The sequence below is a fragment of the Actinomyces viscosus genome, assembly GCF_900637975.1.
Taxonomy (GTDB): domain Bacteria; phylum Actinomycetota; class Actinomycetes; order Actinomycetales; family Actinomycetaceae; genus Actinomyces; species Actinomyces viscosus.
The window spans coordinates 1,949,041-1,970,536 of sequence record NZ_LR134477.1; the positions used below are offsets into that span (position 1 = coordinate 1,949,041).

20 protein-coding genes are annotated in these 21,496 nt (G+C 70.6%); 6 read left to right on the forward strand and 14 right to left on the reverse strand.

Annotation, left to right across the window (positions count from 1 at the left end; genetic code table 11):
• The 6 genes from typA to EL340_RS08365 form a co-directional block, all read right to left on the reverse strand.
• Positions 1-1,923 carry a translational GTPase TypA gene (gene typA / locus EL340_RS08340; protein WP_126414220.1) on the reverse strand — a complete coding sequence of 641 codons (1,923 nt, stop codon included), beginning with the start codon at positions 1,921-1,923 and terminating at the stop codon, positions 1-3.
• A 182-nt stretch (positions 1,924-2,105) separates the two neighbouring features.
• Positions 2,106-2,804 carry a hypothetical protein gene (locus tag EL340_RS08345; RefSeq protein WP_232022945.1) on the reverse strand — a complete coding sequence of 233 codons (699 nt, stop codon included), beginning with the start codon at positions 2,802-2,804 and terminating at the stop codon, positions 2,106-2,108.
• Positions 2,805-2,824: 20 nt separating this feature from the next.
• A complete protein-coding gene (locus tag EL340_RS08350) occupies positions 2,825-4,720 on the reverse strand; it encodes a dipeptide ABC transporter ATP-binding protein (protein WP_126414222.1) in 1,896 nt (631 codons plus the stop codon).
• A complete protein-coding gene (locus EL340_RS08355; protein WP_126414223.1) occupies positions 4,717-5,676 on the reverse strand; it encodes an ABC transporter permease in 960 nt (319 codons plus the stop codon). The genes EL340_RS08350 and EL340_RS08355 overlap by 4 nt, the downstream gene beginning before the upstream one ends.
• A complete protein-coding gene (locus EL340_RS08360) occupies positions 5,669-6,598 on the reverse strand; it encodes an ABC transporter permease (RefSeq protein WP_126414224.1) in 930 nt (309 codons plus the stop codon). The genes EL340_RS08355 and EL340_RS08360 overlap by 8 nt, the downstream gene beginning before the upstream one ends.
• A 19-nt stretch (positions 6,599-6,617) precedes the next feature.
• Entirely contained in the window at positions 6,618-7,187 is a 570-nt protein-coding gene (locus tag EL340_RS08365; protein ID WP_232022946.1) for an ABC transporter substrate-binding protein, read from the reverse strand.
• A gap of 86 nt (positions 7,188-7,273) precedes the next feature.
• On the opposite strand from EL340_RS08365, the gene EL340_RS08370 reads away from it, so the two are divergent.
• Entirely contained in the window at positions 7,274-8,338 is a 1,065-nt protein-coding gene (locus EL340_RS08370) for an IS630 family transposase (RefSeq protein ID WP_126413152.1), read from the forward strand.
• On the opposite strand, the gene EL340_RS08375 is transcribed toward EL340_RS08370, so the two are convergent.
• The 4 genes from EL340_RS08375 to EL340_RS08390 all read right to left on the reverse strand — a co-directional run bounded on the left by EL340_RS08375 (position 8,335) and on the right by EL340_RS08390 (position 12,562).
• Positions 8,335-9,396 carry an ABC transporter substrate-binding protein gene (locus EL340_RS08375; RefSeq protein WP_232022947.1) on the reverse strand — a complete coding sequence of 354 codons (1,062 nt, stop codon included), beginning with the start codon at positions 9,394-9,396 and terminating at the stop codon, positions 8,335-8,337. The two genes, EL340_RS08370 and EL340_RS08375, sit on opposite strands and share 4 nt — an antisense overlap.
• A gap of 164 nt (positions 9,397-9,560) precedes the next feature.
• A complete protein-coding gene (locus tag EL340_RS08380) occupies positions 9,561-10,673 on the reverse strand; it encodes an LLM class flavin-dependent oxidoreductase (RefSeq protein WP_126414225.1) in 1,113 nt (370 codons plus the stop codon).
• Between the two features lie 147 nt (positions 10,674-10,820).
• Complete coding sequence (locus EL340_RS08385) at positions 10,821-11,405, reverse strand: biotin transporter BioY (RefSeq protein WP_126414226.1); 585 nt, start codon at positions 11,403-11,405, stop codon at positions 10,821-10,823.
• Between the two features lie 140 nt (positions 11,406-11,545).
• Positions 11,546-12,562 carry an alpha/beta hydrolase gene (locus EL340_RS08390; protein ID WP_126414227.1) on the reverse strand — a complete coding sequence of 339 codons (1,017 nt, stop codon included), beginning with the start codon at positions 12,560-12,562 and terminating at the stop codon, positions 11,546-11,548.
• Between the two features lie 400 nt (positions 12,563-12,962).
• On the opposite strand from EL340_RS08390, the gene EL340_RS08395 reads away from it, so the two are divergent.
• Positions 12,963-13,553 carry an NUDIX domain-containing protein gene (locus EL340_RS08395; protein WP_126414228.1) on the forward strand — a complete coding sequence of 197 codons (591 nt, stop codon included), beginning with the start codon at positions 12,963-12,965 and terminating at the stop codon, positions 13,551-13,553.
• 2 nt (positions 13,554-13,555) lie between these two features.
• On the opposite strand, the gene EL340_RS08400 is transcribed toward EL340_RS08395, so the two are convergent.
• Positions 13,556-14,545 (reverse strand): patatin-like phospholipase family protein, encoded by a 990-nt coding sequence (locus EL340_RS08400; protein ID WP_408608584.1) that lies wholly within the window; start codon positions 14,543-14,545, stop codon positions 13,556-13,558.
• A 34-nt stretch (positions 14,546-14,579) separates the two neighbouring features.
• Here EL340_RS08400 and EL340_RS08405 point away from each other — a divergent pair, with 34 nt between their 5' ends.
• Positions 14,580-15,686, forward strand: a complete 1,107-nt coding sequence (locus tag EL340_RS08405; RefSeq protein WP_126414230.1) for an oxidoreductase — start codon at positions 14,580-14,582, stop codon at positions 15,684-15,686.
• Positions 15,687-15,751: 65 nt separating this feature from the next.
• Here the strand turns inward: EL340_RS08405 and EL340_RS08410 are convergent, their stop codons facing one another.
• Both EL340_RS08410 and EL340_RS08415 read right to left on the reverse strand, forming a co-directional pair.
• Positions 15,752-16,210, reverse strand: a complete 459-nt coding sequence (locus EL340_RS08410) for a YchJ family protein (RefSeq protein WP_126414231.1) — start codon at positions 16,208-16,210, stop codon at positions 15,752-15,754.
• Positions 16,211-16,212: 2 nt separating this feature from the next.
• Entirely contained in the window at positions 16,213-17,592 is a 1,380-nt protein-coding gene (locus tag EL340_RS08415; RefSeq protein ID WP_232022948.1) for a M18 family aminopeptidase, read from the reverse strand.
• Positions 17,593-17,692: 100 nt separating this feature from the next.
• Here EL340_RS08415 and EL340_RS08420 point away from each other — a divergent pair, with 100 nt between their 5' ends.
• Together EL340_RS08420 and EL340_RS08425 are read left to right on the forward strand one after the other, a co-directional pair.
• Entirely contained in the window at positions 17,693-18,346 is a 654-nt protein-coding gene (locus tag EL340_RS08420; protein ID WP_126414232.1) for an HAD family hydrolase, read from the forward strand.
• A gap of 94 nt (positions 18,347-18,440) precedes the next feature.
• Positions 18,441-19,025 (forward strand): GtrA family protein, encoded by a 585-nt coding sequence (locus EL340_RS08425; protein WP_126414233.1) that lies wholly within the window; start codon positions 18,441-18,443, stop codon positions 19,023-19,025.
• A 25-nt stretch (positions 19,026-19,050) separates the two neighbouring features.
• On the opposite strand, the gene EL340_RS08430 is transcribed toward EL340_RS08425, so the two are convergent.
• Entirely contained in the window at positions 19,051-19,878 is an 828-nt protein-coding gene (locus EL340_RS08430; protein ID WP_232022949.1) for an aminoacyl-tRNA hydrolase, read from the reverse strand.
• A 268-nt stretch (positions 19,879-20,146) separates the two neighbouring features.
• Between EL340_RS08430 and EL340_RS08435 the strand changes: the two genes are divergently transcribed.
• On the forward strand, positions 20,147-21,418 hold the full coding sequence (locus tag EL340_RS08435; protein ID WP_126415391.1) for a M48 family metallopeptidase: 1,272 nt from the start codon (positions 20,147-20,149) through the stop codon (positions 21,416-21,418).
• The last annotated feature ends 78 nt before the right edge of the window (positions 21,419-21,496 follow it).

Here is a 21,496-nt window from a genome sequence, read left to right on the forward strand (position 1 = left end):
TCAGGCCTCGGCGCGACGACGACGGGCGTTCTCACGGAAGCGCTCCTGGGAGTTCAGGATGACCTTGCGGATGCGCACGGCGTCCGGGGTGACCTCGACGCACTCGTCGTCGGCGGCGAACTCGAGGGCCTCCTCCAGGGTGAGACGGCGCGGAGGCACGAGGGCCTCGAAGGTGTCGGCGGTCGAGGAGCGCATGTTGGTCTGCTGCTTCTCGCGGACCACGTTGACGTCCATGTCCTCGCCGCGGGGGTTCTCCCCCACGACCTGCCCCTCGTAGGTCTCCTGGGTGGGCTCGACGAAGAAGCTGCCGCGGTCCTGCAGGCGGATGAGCGCGTAGGCGGTGACGGCTCCGGCGCGGTCGGAGACCAGGGAGCCGGTGGTGCGCGAGACGATCTGACCGGCCCAGGGGGCGTATCCCTCGGCGATGGAGGAGGCGATTCCGGTGCCGCGGGTATCGGTGAGGAACTGGGTGCGGAAGCCGATGAGGCCACGGGCGGGCACGAGGAACTCCATGCGGATCCAGCCGGTACCGTGGTTCGTCATGGTCTCCATCTGCCCCTTGCGGGCGGCCATGAGCTGGGTGACGGCGCCCAGGTACTCCTCGGGGACGTCGATGGTCATGCGCTCGATGGGCTCGTGGCGCTTACCGTCGATGGTGCGGGTGACCACCTGCGGCTTGCCGACGGTCAGCTCGAAGCCCTCGCGGCGCATCTGCTCCACGAGGATCGCCAGCGCCAGCTCCCCGCGTCCCTGAACCTCCCAGGCGTCGGGGCGGGAGGTGGGCAGGACCCGCAGAGACACGTTGCCGATGAGCTCGCGGTCCAGGCGGTCCTTGACCTGGCGGGCCGTGACCTTGGCGCCCTTGGTGCGCCCGGCCATCGGGGAGGTGTTGATCCCGATGGTCATGGCGATGGCCGGGTCGTCCACGGTGATGAGCGGCAGCGGGCGCGGGTCCTCGGGGTCCACGAGGGACTCGCCGATGGTGATGTCCTCGATCCCGGCGACGGCGACGATGTCACCGGCGTGCGCCTCCTCGGCCGGCTTGCGGTCCAGGCCCTCGGTGACGAGGAGCTCGGAGACGCGGGCCGAGGCGAGCGAGCCGTCGTGGCGGGCCCAGGCCACCGCCTGGCCCTTGCGCAGGGTGCCGTTGTGGATGCGCAGCAGCGCCAGGCGCCCCAGGAAGGGTGAGGCGTCCAGGTTGGTGACGTGTGCCTGCAGGGGCGCGCCCTCCTCGTAAGAGGGGCCGGGGATCCGCTCGATGATGGTGCGGAAGAGCGGTTCCAGGTTCTCGCTGGCCGGCAGCTCGCCGTCGGCGGGGGCCTCGGTGTCGGCGCGGCGGGCCTTGGCGGAGGCGTAGATGACGGGCACGTCCAGGACGGCGTCGAGGTCGATGTCGGGGTGCTCGTCAGCCAGGTCGCTGGCCAGGGACAGCAGCAGGTCGGTGGACTCGGCCACGACCTCGTCGAGCCGGGAGTCGGGACGGTCCACCTTGTTGACCACGAGGATGACCGGCAGGTTCGCGGCCAGGGCCTTGCGCAGCACGAAGCGGGTCTGGGGCAGGGGTCCCTCGGAGGCGTCGACGAGGAGGACGACGCCGTCGACCATGGACAGCCCGCGCTCGACCTCGCCGCCGAAGTCGGCGTGCCCGGGGGTGTCGATGACGTTGATGGTGATGCCCTCGGGGCAGCCGGCGTCCACGGCGGCGGGCCCCGCGTAGTGGACGGCGGTGTTCTTGGCGAGGATCGTGATGCCCTTCTCGCGCTCCAGCTCGCCGGAGTCCATGACGCGCTCGGCCGTGTTCTCCTCGGTGGCCCGGGCCCCGAAGGCGCCCGCCTCCCAGAGCATGGCGTCGACAAGAGTGGTCTTGCCGTGATCGACGTGGGCGACGATGGCGACGTTACGCAGGTCCTGGCGCACGCTCATAGGGGGCACTTCTTCCGGTGGGGGACGCCGTGGGCCGAACGCCGCTCACGGCATCGGCCACCAGGGGCATGAAACAGGGAAAGATTAGAGGACGCCGGTCCTGACCTGCCATGGTTGGGCCAACACCTCGCCTGTGCGCCCACTCACGCTCACGTCACCGGCGCGTCAGGTCACAGGATCCGTCACAGGAGCACCGTGACAGCCACGATCGCGACGGCGAGCACTCCGGCGACGACGGCGACCAGCCGGTTGAGGCTGCTGGTCACGCCGGCCACCGTGTCGGCCGCCGCGCCTGCCGCTGCGTCAGCCGCCGCATCCGCAGGGTCGCCACGTTGGCTGCGCACCTGCTCGGCATAGGCGGTGATGAGGGCCCCGGCGTCGCCGGCGTCGAGGTTGGTGCGGTGGTTCCCCTCCCCCGTCAGGTACTCCGGGCGCACCACTGCGGCCGGAACCGTCTCGGAGCCCCGAAGCCCGTCGTGTCGCTCCTGCTGCTCGCGCAGCATCTGGCGGCGTCGGAAGGCCTCGGCCATCCCACCGCGGCGGGGTGCGGCCGAGGCTCTGACCTCCACGTCATCGGACGTGATGACGGAAAGTCCCCAGCGGGTGCGGCACATCTCGACCTCGTCCCAGCCCAGCACGTGGGTGCGCCAGGCGTTGCGGATGACGAGGGCCTGAGGGCTCAGGGTGATCTGCGGCGCCCACCACAGCAGCCAGGTGAGGAAGGACAGCAGGCTCGCCCAGACCAGGGCGCTCAGGCCGCGGGCGGGGCCGTCGGCGAGCCCGATCGTCAGGGCCATCGCCGGCGAGGCGACGGCGATGAGGGCGGTCCCGAGGCGGGCCGGCAGGGAGCGGATGACGACGGTGGGTGCGACAGTGGGCACGGGCGCATCATGCCCGCCGTTCACACCTCCGCCGCCTTGTCCGCCGCCTCGTCGCCGTAGAGGTCGATGCCCGCACCGGGCACGGCCCGGATGAGCTCGCGGGTGTAGTCCTGGCGCGGCGAGGCGAAGAGCTCGTCGGCCGCCCCGGCCTCGACGATCCGGCCGTGCTCCATGACGACGACGTCGTCGGCGATCTGGCGCACGACGGCCAGGTCGTGGGTGATGAACAGGTAGGTCAGCTCCAGCTCGGACTGCAGCTCGGACAGCAGGCGCAGGATCTGGGCCTGGACCAGCACGTCGAGGGCAGAGACCGCCTCGTCGAGGACGACGATCTCCGGCTTGAGGGCCAGGGCGCGGGCGATGGCGACGCGCTGGCGCTGACCGCCGGAGAGCTCGTGGGGGTAGCGCCGCATGACCGAGCGCGGCAGGGAGACCATGTCGAGCAGCTCGGCGACGCGCTCCTCGCGCTCCTTGGCGGTGCCGATCCGGTGAACCCGCAGCGGCTCCTCGACGACGCGGAAGATCGAGTACATCGGGTCCAGGGAGCCGTAGGGGTTCTGGAAGACCGGCTGCATGATGCGCCGCAGGGCGAAGAGCTCCTTGGGTCCCAGGGTGGACAGGTCGACCCCGTCGTGGAACACCTTGCCGGAGGTGGGGTCGATGAGGTTGAGGATGATGTTGGCGACCGTGGACTTGCCGGACCCGGACTCGCCCACGAGCGCCGTCGTCGTGCCCTTGCGGATGCCGAAGGTGACGTCGTCGACGGCGGTGAGGGTCTTGTCGTTGCCCTTGGCTCCGCGGACCTCGAAGACCTTGGTGAGGTGCTCCACGCGCAGGATCTCCTCGGTGGAGGTCGCCCCGAGGCTGGCGCCCAGGAGCTCGTCGTCGGTGACCTGGATGCCGCGGGCGTGGGCGGACTCGATGCGGCGGGAGGCCAGGGAGGGGGCGGCCTTGACCAGGCGCTGGGTGTAGGGGTGGCGGGGGTCCTGGAGGACCTCGAGGCTCGGCCCGGACTCCACGACGCGGCCGCGGTGCATGACGACGATGTGCTCGGCACGCTCGGCGGCCAGCCCCAGGTCGTGGGTGATGAAGAGCATCGCGGTGCCCAGCTCGCGCACGAGGGTCTGGAGGTGGTCGAGGATGCGCCGCTGGACGGTGACGTCCAGGGCGCTGGTGGGCTCATCGGCGATGAGCAGGTCGGGGCGGGCGGCCAGTCCGATGGCGATGAGGGCGCGCTGGCGCATGCCGCCGGAGAACTCGTGGGGGTACTGCTTGGCCCGTCTGGAGGCCTCGGGAAGGCCCGCCTGCTCCAGCAGGAGGGCCACCTGCTCGTCGACGTCGATGCGCCCGCCGACGGACGGGGCCGGTTTCTCGGTGTCTTTCCCGGCTTCGTCGGCGTGCTCAGTGTGCTCGGCGATGAGGTGGGCGAGGCGGTCGTCGGCGACGCCGGCCAGGCCGTTGGCCCTCAGCGCCTCCTTGACCTGGAAGCCGATGGACCACACGGGGTTGAGGTTGGACATGGGGTCCTGGGGCACCAGGCCGATGGAGGAGCCGCGCAGGGCAGTGAGTTCCTGGGGGCTCAGGTGGGTGATGTCGCGCCCCTGGAAGCGGATCGTGCCGCCGGTGACCCGGCCGGTTCCGGGAAGCAGTCCGATGACGGCGTGGGCCATGGTGGACTTGCCGGAGCCGGACTCCCCCACGATGGCGACGGACTGTCCGGGGTAGAGGGTCAGGCCGGCCTTGCGCACGGCCGGGACGAGTCCGGTCGAGGAGCGGAAGGCGACCTCCAGGTCGGTGATCTCCAGGAGCGGGTCGCTCGCCGCGTCCCAGGAGGCCGCGGGGGTGAAGCCCTTGTCAGAGCGGGCCGGGGCGCTGGCCTGGGTGCTGATCGATGAGGATGCGTTGGTCGGTGTCACTTGCGGGCCTTCGGGTCCAGGGCGTCGCGGACGACGTCGCCGAGCATGATGAAGCCGAGCACGGTCAGGGCCAGTGCGCCGGCGGGGAAGAGCAGGACGCTCGGGTGGCTGTTGAGGGCGTCCTTGGCGGCCGCGATGTCCGCGCCCCAGGAGACGACCGATGCGGGCAGTCCGATGCCCAGGAAGCTCAAGGTGGCCTCCGAGACGATGAAGACGCCGAGCTCGACGGTGGCGGTCACGATGATGGGGGCGGCCGCGTTGGGCATGACGTGGCGCAGCAGCATGGCCATGCGCCCCGAGCCCAGGGCCCGGGAGGCGGTCACGTAGTCCTCGTTCTTGACGCTCATGACCGAGCCTCGCGTGATGCGGGCGATCTGGGGCCAGCCGAACAGGGCCAGGACCAGGATGACGGTGAGGATCGAGCGGTCGTTGCGGAACATCTGCATGACGACGATGGCCGCCAGGACGAAGGGCACGGCGAAGAAGATGTCGGTGACGCGCGAGAGCAGGGCGTCGAAGATCCCGCCGAAGAACCCGGCCAGCGCCCCGACGGCCGAGCCGACGAGGACCACGATGAGGGTGGTGAAGATACCGACGCTCACCGAGGCCCGGGCGCCGTGGACGGTGCGGGCGAAGATGTCGCAGCCCTGGATGTCGAAGCCGAAGGGGTGGGCCCAGGAGGGGCCCTGGTAGGAGTTGACCAGCGTGCAGTACCCGGGGTCCCGCGGGGCGATGAGGCCGGGGACCAGCGAGAACAGCACGGCGACGGCGATGAGCAGTGAGGCCGCCCAGAAGATGGGGCGACGGCGCAGCTGCCTCCAGGCGTCGAGCCAGACGGAGGCGGGGGCGGACTCGTCGGCGACGGCGTCGACGGCGCCCAGGCCGAGCTCGTCGTCCTGGCTGACGAAGCGCTCCTGCCCCGGGCGCGTGGTGGGGGACGTGATGTTCTCAGGCATAGCGGATCCTCGGGTCCAGGGCGGCGTAGAGCAGGTCCACCAGGAGGTTGGAGATGATGAAGACGAGCACGAGCACGGTCGTGAAGGACACGACCATGGGACCGTCGCCGCGGATGATGGCGGAGTAGAGGGTGCCTCCCACGCCCTTGATGTTGAAGATGCCCTCGGTGACGATGGCACCACCCATGAGGGCGCCCAGGTCGGCGCCCAGGAAGGTGACCACCGGGACCAGGGAGTTGCGCAGGACGTGGACGATCATGACGCGGGCCCCGCTCAGGCCCTTGGCGCGGGCGGTGCGCACGTGGTCGGCGGTGAGGTTCTCGGCGACCTCGGTGCGGGTCAGGCGCAGCACGTAGGCGAAGGAGACGGCGCCCAGCACCATGGCCGGCATGAGGAGCTCGGTGAAGCCGGGGCTCTCGCCGGCGGTCACGGGCAGCCACCCCAGGCGGACCCCGATGATGAACTGCAGGACGAAGCCGATGACGAAGGTGGGCACGGCGATGACCACGAGGGAGAGCACCAGGACGGTGGCGTCGAACCAGCCGCCCTTGCGCACCCCGGCGATGAGGCCGAAGCCGATGCCCGCGACGGCCTCGAAGGCCAGGGCCATGAGGGAGAGCTTGATGGTGATCGGGTAGGCCCGCACCAGCACGTCCAGGACGGACTCGGTTCCGCGCAGCGACTGGCCCAGGTCCAGGGTGAGCAGTCCCTTGAGGTAGAGCAGGTACTGCACGATGAAGGGCTTGTCGAGGTGGTAGCTGGCCCTGATCTGCTCGATCACCTCGGGGCTGAGCGAGCGCTGGCCCCCGAGCGCGGCGATGGGGTCGCCCGGCAGGGCGAAGACCATCGCGTAGATGAGCAGCGTGGCCCCGAAGAACACCGGGACCATCTGCAGCAGCCTGCGTGCGACGTAGCGAAGCATGTCTACTTCTTCCTCCCGATCAGAACTTTGAGATGGCCTCGGCCTGCGCCCACAGGCGCCGGGCCTCGTCGGGGTCGTAGGTGAGGACCTCGTTGCCCGGCACCTCGGCGGTCCAGCCCTCGACGGTGGGGGCGGTGAAGTCCTTGGCCGGTGTACGCGTGCCGTAGTAGAGCTTCTCGCAGATGAGGTTGCGGTCGATGGCCCGGCAGATGGCGGCGCGGCGGGCGCGGCCCTCCTCGTCCATCTTCCAGTGCTCGTGGGTGACGTCGATGGCCAGTCCCTGGAAGTAGGCGGCGGGCTTGTTGACGGCGCGGCCCTGGAGCTGCTCGCGGAAGGTGGGCAGGAAGGCGTCGGGGATGGAGTCGGTGATGTCGAGGACGTCAGCCAGCAGGTCGTTGTAGACCGAGTCATAGCTCGTGTACAGCTTGAAGGTAATGCCCTGGTTGGCCACGGTGCGCCCGCCGGCGTAGGCGGGGTTCGGCTCCAGGACGATCCGGCTGTCGTGGTCCCAGGAGACGAGCCGGTAGGGACCGTTGCCCACGGGCTTGGCCCCGTAGGCCTTGGTGTCGGCGAAGGCCGACTCGGGCATCGGGTAGTATGGCCGGCATTAAACAAAGTTTCCTTCTGGGGTTGTGTTGTCGGGTGGTTTTGGGGGTATCGATATAGAATGTGTGTGTGGTTGTTGATGTGACTGCGGAGGAGCGGGATGTTCTTCTGGCGTGGAAGAAACGCGGTGACTCGTTCGTCCTGGTGCGTTTAAAGGCTGAGGCCATTTTGTATGCCTCTCGTGGTGTCGGCACGGGTGTTATCGCTGAGATGGTCGGCCGCAGCCGCAGGACGGTGAGCAACTGGCTGCGCCGCTGGCGGTGCTCCAGGTTGCACTCGGTTGTCACTGGGCACGCCGGCAACGAGAACGCCGCCAAGCTCACCCGCGCCCACAAGGAGCAGCTCAAGCGGATCCTGAGTAGGCCACCGGCCCAGAGCGGGATCAGGGCGGACTTCTGGGACGTACCGGCCCTGCGTGACGTGGTGCGGATCAAGTTCGGCGTGGAGTACGCCTCAGACTCCTCCTACCAGCTGCTCCTGCGCTTCGTGGGGATGAGCTTCAAGCTGCCCGACCCCTTCGACAAGCGCCGCGACGAGGCCGCCGTCACCGAGCGAATGGACCAGGTCCGTCAGGAGGTCGCCGACCTGCTGGCCCGGGGCTGGGAGGTCTACACCGTCGACGAGGTGCGCGTCGAGCACGAGGCCGTCACCCGGCGTATGTGGCTGCCCACCGGCCGTCGGACCAAGATCTATGTCGACCGAGAACGCTCGGCCCAGTCTTTCTTCGGCGCCCTGAGCCTGACCAGCAAGCAGGTGCGCGTCTACCCCATCGAGGGCAACCAGAACGCCGAGCAGGTCACCCTGGCCCTGGCCCGTCTGGTACGCGAGACGGCAAACGACAAGATCGCTGTTGTTCTTGACAACGCCGGCTTCCACCACGCCAAGGCGGTCACTGACCTGTATGAGCCCGGCCAGGCCCTGGAGCGCGTCAGGCCGATCTACCTACCTCCTTACGCGCCCGACCACAACCCAATAGAGCACGTCTGGAACACCGCCAAGAAGAACATCTCAAACATACAACGAGACAACCCCGAGGAAACCTACACCGCATTCACCAGCTACATCACCAGCCGCACCTTCGACTACGACTTCGAGCACCTACCCATCACACCAACCCAAGAAAAGCTTGATTAAAGACCGCCATAGGCGTAGTGGCCCAGGCTGATCTTGAAGTCCGACGCCGGAGCGGTCAGCTCGACCGTGAAGGTGAGGTCATCCACCTTGGCCAGTCCGGTCAGCTCGGAGTCCTCGTCGTAGGAGAAGCCCTTGATCCGCTCGAAGAAGGAGGAGCCGAGCTGGGCGTTGGACAGCAGGGCTCCGAACTTCCAGGCCTTGATGAAGGAGTCGGCGGTCACCGGGCTTCCGTCGGAGAAGGTCCAGCCCGGCTTGAGGGTGATCGTGTAGTGCTGGTTGTCCGTGGTCTCGATGGAGGAGGCGACCTCGTTGATGACGTTGCCGTCCTTGTCATAGCGGACCAGTCCGGCGAAGACCAGGTCGAGGATCCGGCCGCCGTTGGACTCGTTGGTGTTGGTGGGCAGCAGGGAGTTCTGCGGCTCGGCGAGGTTGGACAGGATGACACCGCCGTTGGCGCTGGAGCTGGCCTCCTCGTAGACCGGGGTGCCGGTCCAGTTGAAGTCGACGTTGGAGGCGTTGCGGGAGTACCCGCCGAACCCGTTCTGGTACCACAGCGGGATGCCGGGCAGGTCGGCGAAGAGCTGGGTCTGGGCCTGACGGAAGTACCCGTAGGCGGTCTCGGGATCGGTGGCGGCCGCAGCCTGGGCCAGCAGGTCGTCGAAGGTCTTCGAGGAGTACTGGGTGTCGTTGGCGCTGGCGCCGGTCTGGAAGGTGGCGTTGAGGAAGTTCTCCAGCGAGGGGTAGTCGGCCGACCAGCCGGAGCGGAAGACGCCCAGGAGGGTGTGCTCGGTGATGGCCGAGCGCATCTCGGAGAACTGGGCCACCGGCAGGGGCTCCATCGTGATGCCCAGGACGTTGGAGACCGAGTGGCACACCGCCTCGGCCCAGGTCTTGTGCGGGCCGTCGGAGTTGTAGGCCAGGGTCAGCTTGCCGCTGCCGCTGCCCAGGCCACCTCCACTCGAACTCGATCCGCGCGAGCATCCTGAGGCAAGGAGCAGGCCGAAGGCGGCCGCGCCGAGTCCAAAGCTGCGGCGCGACACTGTCAGAGCGTGGTTCATGCGACCTCCATGGGGCATGGAACTGACGAGGACCGTCATTGGGATATGGGGATGGAGGCGCGCAGGACGCTCGGGCTCCGCCCATGAGCGGAGATCCTACGTCCAACCAGGAAACAGAGTCGACACGTTGGTCACATGTAGGAGAATACGGAAAAATGACCTGCTCAGGCGTGCCAGGCCTGGGCGAGCAGCTCGTAGGAGCGTCGCCTCAGGGCCGGGTCGTGGGCGTAGGTGACCACAAGGATCTCGTCGAGGTCCCAGCGGTCGGCCTGCTCGCGCAGGCGGGCGGCGACGTCGTCGGCCGTTCCCACGAAGGACAGGGACATGGCGGACTCAACGGCCGCCTCCCTGCCCGGCGCATAGGCCCGCCAGGCGTTCGGGTCGGCCGTGGGCGGGTCGAGGGGGCCGGGGCGGTTGCCGACGATGCGGGCGGCAGCGGCCATGGCGGTGCTGAACAGGAGGCGGGCCTCGTCGTCACTGGGGGCCACCATGACGTTGACAGCGGCCGCGACCCGCGCAGCGGCCTGAGTCCCCCGATCCCCCTCCCCCCGGGACTCGACGACGGAGCGGTAGGTGGCGATCGCCGCCTCAGCCTGGACCGGGGCGAAGTGCGAGGCGACGGCGAAGGGCAGTGCGAGCCGTCCGGCGACGCGGGCCCCGTTGACCGAGGAGCCGAGCACCCACACGCCAGGGTGGGTGCCCTCGCCCGGAATGGCCCTCACCCGGGGACCGTCGGCCCCGCCGCCCTGGAGCGCGTCGTCGGGAGCGGCGGCGGCCCCCAGGAGGAGGGAGCCGGGGACCAGGTGGGGCTCCGGGGCGGGCTCGTCGCCCAGGTAGGTGAGGATCTCGAGGATCTCCTCGGCGAAGCGGCGGGGATCGGAGGCTCCTCGGCGCAGTGCGGCGGCCGTGCGCCGGTCCGTGCCCGGGGCGCGCCCCAGCCCCAGGTCGACCCGGCCGGGGTAGAGGGTGGCCAGGGTGCCGATCTGCTCGGCGACGACGAGCGGGGCGTGGTTGGGCAGCATGATCCCGCCGGAGGCGGCACCGAGGCGTTCGGTGGCGGCCAGGACCTGTCCCATGAGGACGATGGTGGCCGATGACAGGTAGGTGGTGGAGCCGTGGTGCTCGGCCAGCCAGTAGCGCTCGTAGCCGGCGGCGTCGGCGGCTCGAGCGAGGGCGATCATGTCGTTGAGGGCGTCGGAGCGGCTGCGACCGGCGCTGACGGGGACCATGTCCATGACGGACAAAACCGGTAGGGCCCGCCTTTCGGGCTGACTCATACCGGCACTCTAACCCGCGCCGACCTGCCCCGATCCGAGCCTTAAGGCCCGCGTGCCCCGCCGAGCGGGGGCTCGGCGGGGCACGCGAAGGACCGGACCTATAAGGTGGATCGGGGTTGGGACCGCTACGGGGCCGGCGCGAGGCCGTCAGCGCAGCCTGCCACCCACAGGCAGCAGGCCGGTGGCGACCAGGGACTTGAGGACGTCACCCACGATGAAGGGGACCAGTCCCATGCTCAGGGCGGCGCTCCAGCTGGCGCCGGTGGCGATCTTCAGCCAGACGACGCCGGGCACGTACACCGAGGCGGAGGCCAGCAGCATGAGGGCGACGCCGGTGGCGACTCGGGAGACCGTCGACCCGGAGCGGCGCGACCACACGGCGGTGGCGCGCCCGGCGATGGCGGCGATGAGGATGTAGCCGACGACGTAGCCGAAGGTGGCCACGACGCCGCCGCTCCAGCCGGCCAGGACCGGGGCGCCGACGGCGGCCAGGACCCCGAGGAGCAGCGCGGACAGGGCGCCGCGGCGCGAGCCGAGGACGGCGCCGACGCCCAGGGCGGCGAAGGTGCCCATGCTGATCGGCACGGGGGTGAAGGGCAGGGGGATGGCGATCTGTCCGACGAGGATCAGGGCGACGGTACCGGCCAGGACCAGGCCCGCCTCACGGACGCGGGCGAGCGCGGGGCTGAGGGCGACGCCGTCGGCAGCAGGAGTGGAGGGTTTTGTGACCATGGCTCAACCCTACGGGTAGCGCCGGCGTCACGAACGACCGGATCCTGCTGAAGCGTCACACCGTCGTTTGTAGGATACCTACAACCAATGAGGGTTCTTCTGGCCGTGCAACCGCGATTGATCGGTGGTTTTCACAGTTGTCACAGGTGCCCGTCGATCCAGGTGAGGATGTCGCCGGTGACCTGGTCCCGGTTGGTCTCGTTGAGGAGCTCGTGGCGGCCGCCCGGGTAGAGGATGACGGAGACCTCCCGCACGCCGGCGCGGCGGTAGAGGGTGGCGGCCCGCTGGACGCCCCGCCCCATGGCGCCGACCGGGTCCCGGTCGCCGGAGGCCAGGAGCATGGGCAGCCCCGCGGGTACCGCGGCAGCATGCGAGACCGTGTTGACGGCGCCCTGCCCGGCCACGAGGTCGTGGAAGAAGCTCGAGGCGCACACGAATCCGCACCAGGGGTCGGCCACGTAGCGGTCGACCTCCTTGGTGTCGCGGCTGATCCAGTCGGCCTCGGTGCGGTTGGGGGCGAAGTGGCGCTGGTAGGGGCCGAAGGCGAGCGCATTGAGCAGCCGGGAGGGGTGGCGCGGGCCCCGCAGCCGGGACTCCCCGGCGCAGATCGCCGTCGCGGGCCGTGTCAGAGCACCGGTCCCCGCACCGGTCCCCAGCAGGATGAGGCCGGCCAGCTCTCCGCCACGGCGCGCGGCCAGGTCCCGGGCCAGGAAGGACCCCCAGGAGTGGCCCATGAGGAAGACGGGGATGCCGGGCCAGGCCCGCCGGGCCGCGTCGAGGACGGTACCCATGTCGGCCACGACCGTGTCCCAGCCATCCTGCTCGGCGACGAAGCCGAAGCCGTCGGGGGCGGCGGTGGCGCCGTGACCGCGGTGGTCCTCAGCCAGGACCGCGTAGCCCTCCTCCACCGCTGAGGCGGCGAAGCGGGCGTAGCGCGAGGCGTGCTCGGCCATGCCGTGGGAGATGAGGATGATGCCCCGGGGGCGGGCGGCGCCGGTCATCTGCGGGTGCGGCGTCACCATGGTGCGGACCCCCGTGCCGTCCTCGGGGGCGTCGGCCACCAGCAGGGAGCCGTCGATGAGCCACTCGGGCAGCCAGATGTGCACGACCAGACGCGTTCCGTCGTCGGCCGTGAGCCGAGTAAGGCTGGTCTGCATCGGGTCCTCCTCAGGCGGCGTCATCAATGGGGTGTCGGTCATGCTCGGGTCGGCATCGGTCATCATTGATCGTGTCGACGGCTGACGATCGGCAGTGACGTCGGGTTCACGGGCTGGCCCCGCAGTCCCCCATCACCCCAGGTAGAAGCCTAGTTGCCCGACGCCGAACCGGCAGCGTTACCGCGAAGTTACCGCGAAGCGAATCGCGGCGATCCCGCGACGGGCGCGCTGCAGGGCCTCCACGGACGGCCATTGATGACTGACTGTGGGGGAGCATCGCCTAATTTCCTGATGGTTTCATGAATTCTCACCACCGGTATCCCGGCCGGCGTCCCCTCGGAGCCACTCCCCCGCCCGAGCATGGTCCGCCCTCGGTCCCACCTGGTCTACGGTGGCCGCCATGGCCGTCCACTCCTTCACCCTCGTTCCCGCCGCCTACGTCTACCTCCTGCGCCCCTCCCCCGCCGCCCCGGCCGCCCGGTCAGGGATGGTGAACGGATCGGCGAGCGGATCGGCGAGCGCCACGACCCAGGTGCTCCTCCAGCTGCGGCGCGGCACCGGGTACATGGACGGGCACTGGGCCTGCGGCGCCTCGGGCCACGTCGAGGCCGCCGAGAGCGTCGTCGAAACGGCCCTGCGCGAGACCCGCGAGGAGCTGGGAGTTCGCGCGGCCGCCGAGGACCTCGCCCCGCTGACGGCGATGCACCGCACCAACGACCTCGGCGGCGCGGCCCTGGAGCAGCGCGTCGACCTGTTCTTCACGCTGCGCACCTGGGTCGGAGCCCCGGCCGTGCGCGAGCCGGCCAAGAACGCCGGGCTGCGCTGGTTCCCGCTGGCCGACCTGCCCGATCCGGTCCCGCCCCATGAGCGCTATGTCCTGGGGCTCCTGGCCGGGGCCCTCGACGGCGGCCGACCGGTACCGCCGATCACCACCTTCGGTTTCGACGCCGGCCAGGACATCGCCCGCTACGGCGTCGCCCTGCCGCACTGAGCTCAGCTCGCGAGGAAGGCCTCGATGGCGGGCAGCTCGCGGCGGGCCTGGGCCAGGCCGGCCTCGAAGGCGGTGACGATGCGGTCGTAGCGCAGCTCGCCGTTGGCGATGGGCATGCGCTCGGGCCGGAAGAGGTAGACGCGCCCCTGGCTGCGCAGCTCCTCGAGCTCGTCGACGGTGCGGTTGTAGTTCTCGGGCCGGTCGATGACGGCCTGGACGAGAGCCGGGTAACGCGGGTAGAGCCGCTGAAGGACCTCGACCTCGTGGCGTCGCATGGGCGGTTTGCGGTATCCCTCGGGGCGGGTCATGACCACGAGGAGCTTGTCGTAGCCGTCGGCGCGGGCGGCGTCGACGGCGAATCCTCCGGTGGGCCCCACGGCTCCGTCCACGTAGGGGGCGCCGTCGACCTCGACCATGGGCATGAGCACCGGCATCGACGACGAGGCCCGGGCGCGCACCAGCAGGTCAGCCATGGTGGGCATGTCCTCCAGTCCCCAGTAGACCTCCTCGCCGGTGTCGCAGCGGAAGGCGCCCAGGCGAACGGTGGCGGGCGAGGCGGTGAAGGTGTCCCAGTCGAAGGGGATGGACTCGTCCGGCGCGGAGGTGTGCAGGTAGATGTGCTCGGAGTTGAAGTAGCCCTTGCCGGTGACGAAGCTGCCCCAGCCGCCGGCCTTGGGGTCGGTGGTCAGTCCCAGGTAGGCCTCGCGGGTGCGCCAGGTGTCCCGGGAGACGAAGTTGCAGGTGTTCGTGCAACCGGCGGAGATGCCGCCGACCCAGGGGAAGGAGAGCCCGGCCTCCAGCATGACGCGCACCAGCCCGGCCGTGTAGGCCCCGCGCATGCCGCCACTCTCGAAGACGAGGGCGACGTCGTCGGGCCCGTGGGTGACGGGGGCGGGCCGGTGGTTCGGGTCGGTGACGGGGACGGGACGCGAGCTCACGCCCGGGAGCCTATGGGCTCGATGAGGGGTTCGCACGGGTGATTCCCGCCCCATGTCTGCCAGGCGGTCGGGAGAGTAGCGTGAGGCCATGAGCACCTCGAGCGCACCGCGCATTCTTGAGCCGATGACCTTCGGTGGGCTGAGAGCCCGCAACCGCCTGTGGCTGCCGCCCATGTGCATGTACACGGTCGAGGCGCAGGACGGCGTCGTCACCGACTGGCACGTGACCCACTACGCCAGCCGTGCGGTGGGCGGGTTCGGAACGGTCATCGTGGAGGCGACGGCCGTGACGCCCGAGGGGCGCCTGTCCCCCAACGACCTGGGGCTGTGGTCGGACGAGCAGGTCGCCGGCCAGCGCCGTCTGGTCGAGGCGATCCACGCCGGCGGGGCGATCGCCGGTATCCAGATCGGGCACGGCGGTCGCAAGTCGGGCACGCCCCCGTGGCGACCCGATGTCAGTGGGGCCCGCTCGGGGACCCTGGAGGGCTGGGAGCTGCTGGCCCCCAGCGCGATCCCCTACCCCGAGCACGCGGTTCCCACCGAGCTGGACGAGGCCGGGATCGACCGGCTGGTGGAGGCTTTTGCCGCGGCCGCGCGCCGCGCCGTCGAGGCCGGGTACGACGTCGTCGAGATCCACGGCGCCCACGGCTACCTCATTCACGAGTTCCGCTCGCCCCTGTCCAACCAGCGCACCGACTCCTACGGCGGCAGTACTGAGAACCGTCAGCGCTTCCCGCTTCAGGTGGTGCGGGCCGTGCGCGAGGCCATCGGGCCGGACACGGTGCTGGACATCCGCCTGTCGGCCTCGGACTGGGCCGACGGCGGCGTCACCGGCGAGGAGACCACGGCCTTCAGCCGCGAGCTGGTGGAGGCCGGGGTCAAGGTCCTGCACATCTCCAGCGGCGGCAACGTGCCCGCCGCGGTCCCGGTGGGGCCCGGTTATCAGCTGCCGCTGGCCCAGCAGGTCAAGGAGGCGGTGGCCGGCACCGGCGTCCCGGTGGTGGGTGTGGGGCTCATCGAGGAGGCGGCGCAGGCCGAGCAGGCGCTCGTGACCGGCCAGGTCGACGCCGTCGCCGTGGGCCGTGCCGCTCTGCGCGACCCCTACCTGCCGCTGCGCTGGGCTGCGGATCTGGGGGCGCGCGCCTGGGACGAGGCCCCTTGGCCCATCCAGTACTGGCGCGGCACCTGGCACTGAGCCGGAGGTTCTCGCGGACGCACCTTAGACCTCCCGAACAACCCCACAGGATCAGCCGTAGGGGCCTATGGTGCGTCCGCGTCGAGGTAGAGCCAGCGGCCGGCCCGGCGGGTGAAGCGGGAGCGCTCGCGGAGGGCGTCGGCCACGACTCCTCCTCGCCCGTCCCCGGTGCGGTAGGCGGCGGTGAACTCCACGATGCCGGTCTCGTCGTCGGTTCCGCCTCCGGCGGTCTCGTGAATGGTCAGGCCGGTCCAGCGCGTGCCGGGGTGGCAGTAGGGGCCCTCGGGCCGGGTGCGCGGGTGCCAGGTGCGGAAGAGGTAGTCCTCGTCGCCGACGACGAAGGCCGTGTAGCGCGAGCGCATGAGGGCCTCGGCGGTGGGTGCCGGGGCGCCGTCGTGGAGGGGCTCGCAGCACTGGCCGTAGGTGCGTCCGCTGCCGCAGGGGCAGGGTGCGGCGGTGCGCACGCCCGCGGCGCGGATCGGCGAGTCCGGCTGGGCGCGGCGCCCCGCCTGCTGGCCGGCCATGCTCAGGCCCCCAGCCAGTAGGCGTGCAGGGCCCGGGCGAGCCAGGGGCCGTCCTTGACTCCGGCCATCTCGCGGGCCGAGTGCATGCTCAGCAGGGGCACGCCGACGTCGACGGTGGTGATCCCCAGCCGGGTGGCGGTGATGGGGCCGATGGTGGAGCCGCAGGGGACGGCGTTGTTGGAGACGAAGTCCTGGCTGGGCACGCCCGCGGCGGCGCAGGCCCGCGCCCAGGTCGCGGCCCCGACGGCGTCGGTGGCGTAGCGCTGCTGGGCGTTGATCTTGAGCAGGGGGCCGTGGTTGATGAGCGGTTGGACGGCCGGGTCGTGCAGGTGGGCGTGGGCGGGGTGGACGCTGTGCCCGGCGTCGGCGTTCACGCAGGTCGAGCGCGCCAGGAGGGCCTCGACGTCGTCGCCGCCGGCCCCCAGGGTGCGGGCGAGGCGCCGAAGAAGGGACTCGAGGAAGGGACCGCCCGCGCCGGAGCGGGTGGCCGACCCGACCTCCTCGTGGTCGAAGGCGACCAGGATGACGGGCTCGGCCGGCTCGGCCCCCGCGGCCGCGAGCGCCTCAAGGGCCACCAGCCCGGCGTGGACGGAGGAGAGGTTGTCCAGGCGGGAGGAGGCCAGGAACTCACTGTCCCGGCCGAAGCGGGCGGGGGCCTGGGTGGGGTAGGTCAGGACGTCGTGGCCGGCGAGGTCGGCCGGGTCGATGCCGGCGAGCTCGCACAGGTAGGTCTCGACGGCGTCGGGGGCGGAGTCGGGGCCGGCCAGCGACCACAGGGGCAGCAGGTGGGTCTGGCGGTCCAGGCGGAGGGTGTCGTTGACGCTGCGGTCCAGGTGCGGGGCGATCTGGGCGACGCGGGCGATGGGGCCGGTGCGCACGAGGTGGACGGCGCCGTCGCGGGTGGTCAGGCGCCCGGCCAGGCCCAGCTCGCGGTCGAGGAGGGAGGCGAGCAGGGGGCCGCCGTAGACCTCGGCGTTGATGAGCTGCCAGCCCGAGCGGACGAGGGCGGCGTCGGGCTTGAGCTTGAGGGCCGGGGAGTCGGTGTGGGCGCCGACGACGCGCAGGCCCGCTCCCGGCGCCAGGGCCTCGGGCAGGGCCCAGGCGGCGAGCGCGCCGTCGCGGATGACGTAGCCGCGCCGGGGCGGGCCGGTCTGCCAGGAGACGGTCTCCTCGGCGCGGGTGAAGCCGGCCGCCTCCAGGCGTCGGGCGGCCTCGGCGGCGGCGTGGTAGGAGCTGGGCGAGGCGGTCACGAAGTCGATGAGCGAGTCGGTGTAGGCGTCCTCGTCGCGCAGGATCGCACCGGCGTCACCAGTGGACCCGTCGAGGAAGGGGGGTGCTGGAGGGCGGGCCGGACGGGATGCTTGCGGGTGTGCTGGCGGCATCGGTCATGACCCCAGTCTTTCACTGCAGCACCCCGTATCCTGGTCAGCCGCCGTGAACAACACCTGCCGCACGGTAGGGCGGGTAGGGCAGAATCGGCGTGTGCGCATCTCTCAGCCGGTTATCCCGCCCGCCTCGTCCACGCCCGTGCGCGCCGTCCTGCTCGATGCCGACGGCGTCCTTCAGCTCATCGGCACCCCGTGGGACGAGGCACTGACCCGCGGCGGCGGCCCCGCCTTCGCCCAGGCCGTCATCGATGGTGAGGCCGATGCCCTGGCGGGCCGGGAGACCCTCACCGATCTGCTGGAGCGGGTGGTGGAGACTCTGGGGCTCGATCTGAGGGCATCGGATCTGCTTGAGATGTGGCACCGGGCCACGCCCGACCCGCTGGCATGGCAGCTGGTGGGAGACCTGCGCTCGGCAGGCTACACGACGGTGCTGGCCACCAACCAGCAGTGGGAGCGCCGGGCCTGGATGCGCGAGCACCTGGGCTACGACGGCCTGTGCGACATCGACGGCTACTCGTGCACCCTGGGGGTGGCCAAGCCGGACGCCGCCTACTTCCACCGCCTGCTGGAGCTCGCCGGCGTCGGGGCCGGCCAGGCTCTGTTCGTCGACGACAGCGCCACCAATATCGCCGGGGCCCAGGAGGTGGGATTGCGCACGATCCACCACCCGGCCGACGCCGGCGGCGAGCTGCTGCGCCGCGAGGTCGTCCAGGCCCTGGCACAGGCCGCCGCTCCTCCGCGAGGATGAGTCGACAGTCCCCCGTTCCTCCTTTTGGAACTTGCCTGACCGGCGCGGGCGGGGAAGACTCCCCCTGACACCAGTGATCAGGGAAGGACACCTCATGGCAGGAACGACGGCGGACGGCCGGGCCCCCGAGACCACCTTCGCTACTGCTTCCCCCGCCTCGGCAACGTCCTCCAAGCCCCCGGCGGGCCCGCCCGCTTCCGGCGCCCGCCGAGCCCCCGAGGTCTTCCTGCGCCTCATCACCGCGATCCACTCCGTCCTGCCGGGCTTCGTGCGCCGCCGGCTGCCAGTGACCTTCATCGGCTACGCGATCATCAACGGCTCCGCCTTCATCCTGGACATCATCTGCCTACGGATCTTCAACGACCACCTCCACTGGTGGTTCCCGATGGCAGTGACAGTCGGCTACGCGATCGCGGGCGTCTACTCCTTCCTGCTCAACCGGTGGCTGAACTTCCAGTCCCACGGGCACGTCGTCGAGCAGGGGGCGGGCTACACGGTGGGCCTTGTCAGCCAGTACGTCGTCTTCATCCTGGGGCTGTCAACGCTGCTGCACTGGCTCGGGATGAATGCAACACTGGCTCGCGTCATCTCGGCCTGCTGCGAGGGCATCTACCTCTACGTGTTCATTCGCCTGTGGGTGTTCCGGGGGACCCCGGAGCCCAAGAGGGCGCACCGCTGAGGAGCAGCGAGGAGCCGCAGGGCGCTCACCAGTGGGCGCGGGTCGTCTCCGTAGGCCCGTCGAGCTCGGTGAAGCCGGCGTCGGTGACGTGGACGGGCCGAGTGGTAGAGACCCACTGCTCCCGACTGGGCACGACGACGCGCACCCGGTAGCCGTCCTCGGCCCAGGCCCGCCGCACGGAGGAGGGCATGGCCGGACTCTCCCAGGCCAGCTGGGCGGCGTGACCGCACTGGGCGGCGAGCTTGCCCGAGGTCATCTCGTGCAGGGGCGTGACCTCGATCGTCACGAACGCCCCGGTGGAGACCGACGACGCCATCAGCGCGATCTCGCTGGCCGCGTCCGGGTCCTTCTCGACGCGCGAGGTGATCGCGGCCGGCGGCGGGGGCAGCTCGTCACCGGCCGGGAAGTGGGTGCCCTCCACCTGGGTCTTGGCCAGGGCACCGGGCAGGGGGCGCACCGGTCCAGGGACGAAGACGCGCGCTGCCGCCCGTCCCCAGCCGGCCGGGCCGTCCTGGGTGACCGTGACGCCGTCGATGGCCTGGACCTCCTCCCAGCGCTTACCGCGAGCGCGGCGCACGAGCTTGCGGATGCGTCCGTCACGCCAGTAGTCGACGGCTGGGCCCCACGGCCCGCCGGGGGCGGAGGCGGGCGCGGCCAGGAGGGCGACGACGGCGCGGGCGGCGGCCTCAGCGACGTCGATGCGCCGCGGCGGGTGAACCTTGTCGTAACGCACGGCGATCTGCATACCCCAGGGCACCTCGTGATCCGGGTGCCCGGACAAGGAGGGCGGCTGCGGCCAGGAGGCTGCTGAGGAGGAGGTGGACAGTGAGGGAGAGGCTACGGAGTGCGGCACGAGCAGGAGCCTACGACCTCGCCCCCGCTCGCGTCAGAGGCCGAGGCCGCAGCCCGGCCGACCCGCCGGGCGGCACACTATCGGAGGAGGGGAAGACCGCCTTTTCCCACCATGTGGCGGATATGCGAGGCGGTGAAGATCCTCCTGCGGCAGGAGAGGGATCGTGGGACGAGTCGCTTAAATTATCACCATGCAACCACCTGTTCCCCCTACCGCCCCTGGCCCCTCCGGGCCTGCGCCGTCGACCGGGACCCCCACTCGGCCTCGGATCCTCAACGGCGCGACCGTTCACGGCATTGCCGGAACCAACCGACTACGCCATCCCGCGGAGATCCCGCTGCTCATCGCCGCAGTCCTCACCACGTTGATGGGCTACGGGATATGGTTCATGGTCATCAGCTGGCTGGCCGGCTCCTCCGAGGCCACCGGCCTGGAGGCCGAGGTCCGCAACCAGCTCCTGGACGGTGACACCCTGTATCAGGTACTGCTGGTGATCCCCCTCACACCCCTCCTCGTATGGATCGCCCGCGCCATCATGTACGCCCAGCTGCGGGCGAGCTCAGCGCAGATGTCCCCCACCCAGTTCCCGGAAGGGTACCGGATGGTCGTCGAGGCAGCCCGGGAGTTCGGACTGCGACGAGTCCCCGACGCCTACGTGGTGCTGGGCAACGGCCAGATCAACGCTTTCGCCTCCGGCCACGGATTCCGACGCTTCGTGGCCGTCTACTCCGACCTGTTCGAGATCGGCGGTCGAGCCCGCGACCCCGAGGCGCTGCGCTTCATCATCAACCACGAGGTCGGCCACATCGCCGCCGGTCACGTCTCCTACTTCCGTCTCATCTTCTCCCATCTGGCCGGCTACGTCCCCTTGCTGGGGCAGGCCCTCTCGCGGGCCCAGGAGTACACGGCGGACAACCACGGCTACGCCAGCTCACCTCAGGGCGTGTCCGGAGCCATGGGTGTTCTTACCGGCGGCAAGTACCTGGGGGCCGAGGTCAATACCCATGCCCTGGCCGATCGCGCCACGCGCGAGAAGGGGTTCTGGCTCCACCTGAGCAACTGGCTCTCCAGCCACCCGATCAACACCTGGCGCGCCCACGCCCTGCGCGACCGCAGCCGCCCCGGGCGGATCATGATCCGCCCGCCGGAGTCGACCGCCTGGTTCCCGCCGTCGGCTCCCAGTGGCAGCGGCTGGTCCGACTCCTGGCCGACGCCGGAGCAGGTGCTCTCGGTGCTGGACTCCACCACCACGAGTGTGCCCAGCGAGGAGCAGTTCGGCCGCTACCCGGGCATGAGCTACGAGACTCCCCGCAACGAGCTGCGCTGGGCCTCCCCGGTCCCGGTCCCCGCTGGACCGGCCGGTCCGACGGCGTCCGAGGGTACCTACTCCGCTAAGACCCCGGCGGGACCACAGCAGCCCGCCTCGTACGGAGACACCCCGCCGGCAGGGCAGGAGGACAGGATCATGGGCGGCTCCGGAACAGCTCCCCTGAGCCTGCAAGGCCCGCAGGATCCGCGCCCCGACCTCGACCAGGGCTGAGATCGTCTGAGCACCGGCAGGCACCTGCCAGCACAACGACGGCACCGGTCGGGTGAACGCGAGGGCTCACCCGACCGG

Excerpts from the sequence above, each read along its gene's own strand:
- EL340_RS08385 (WP_126414226.1), bottom strand. The coding sequence starts at position 11,405 with ATGGTCACAAAACCCTCCACTCCTGCTGCCGACGGCGTCGCCCTCAGC.
- EL340_RS08395 (WP_126414228.1), top strand. The coding sequence starts at position 12,963 with ATGGCCGTCCACTCCTTCACCCTCGTTCCCGCCGCCTACGTCTACCTC.
- EL340_RS08355 (WP_126414223.1), bottom strand. The coding sequence starts at position 5,676 with ATGCCTGAGAACATCACGTCCCCCACCACGCGCCCGGGGCAGGAGCGC.
- EL340_RS08405 (WP_126414230.1), top strand. The coding sequence starts at position 14,580 with ATGAGCACCTCGAGCGCACCGCGCATTCTTGAGCCGATGACCTTCGGT.
- EL340_RS08415 (WP_232022948.1), bottom strand. The coding sequence starts at position 17,592 with ATGCCGCCAGCACACCCGCAAGCATCCCGTCCGGCCCGCCCTCCAGCA.
- EL340_RS08390 (WP_126414227.1), bottom strand. The coding sequence starts at position 12,562 with ATGCAGACCAGCCTTACTCGGCTCACGGCCGACGACGGAACGCGTCTG.
- EL340_RS08365 (WP_232022946.1), bottom strand. The coding sequence starts at position 7,187 with ATGCCCGAGTCGGCCTTCGCCGACACCAAGGCCTACGGGGCCAAGCCC.
- EL340_RS08410 (WP_126414231.1), bottom strand. The coding sequence starts at position 16,210 with ATGGCCGGCCAGCAGGCGGGGCGCCGCGCCCAGCCGGACTCGCCGATC.
- typA (WP_126414220.1), bottom strand. The coding sequence starts at position 1,923 with ATGAGCGTGCGCCAGGACCTGCGTAACGTCGCCATCGTCGCCCACGTC.
- EL340_RS08380 (WP_126414225.1), bottom strand. The coding sequence starts at position 10,673 with ATGAGTCAGCCCGAAAGGCGGGCCCTACCGGTTTTGTCCGTCATGGAC.
- EL340_RS08360 (WP_126414224.1), bottom strand. The coding sequence starts at position 6,598 with ATGCTTCGCTACGTCGCACGCAGGCTGCTGCAGATGGTCCCGGTGTTC.
- EL340_RS08375 (WP_232022947.1), bottom strand. The coding sequence starts at position 9,396 with ATGAACCACGCTCTGACAGTGTCGCGCCGCAGCTTTGGACTCGGCGCG.
- EL340_RS08400 (WP_408608584.1), bottom strand. The coding sequence starts at position 14,545 with ATGGGGCGGGAATCACCCGTGCGAACCCCTCATCGAGCCCATAGGCTC.
- EL340_RS08425 (WP_126414233.1), top strand. The coding sequence starts at position 18,441 with ATGGCAGGAACGACGGCGGACGGCCGGGCCCCCGAGACCACCTTCGCT.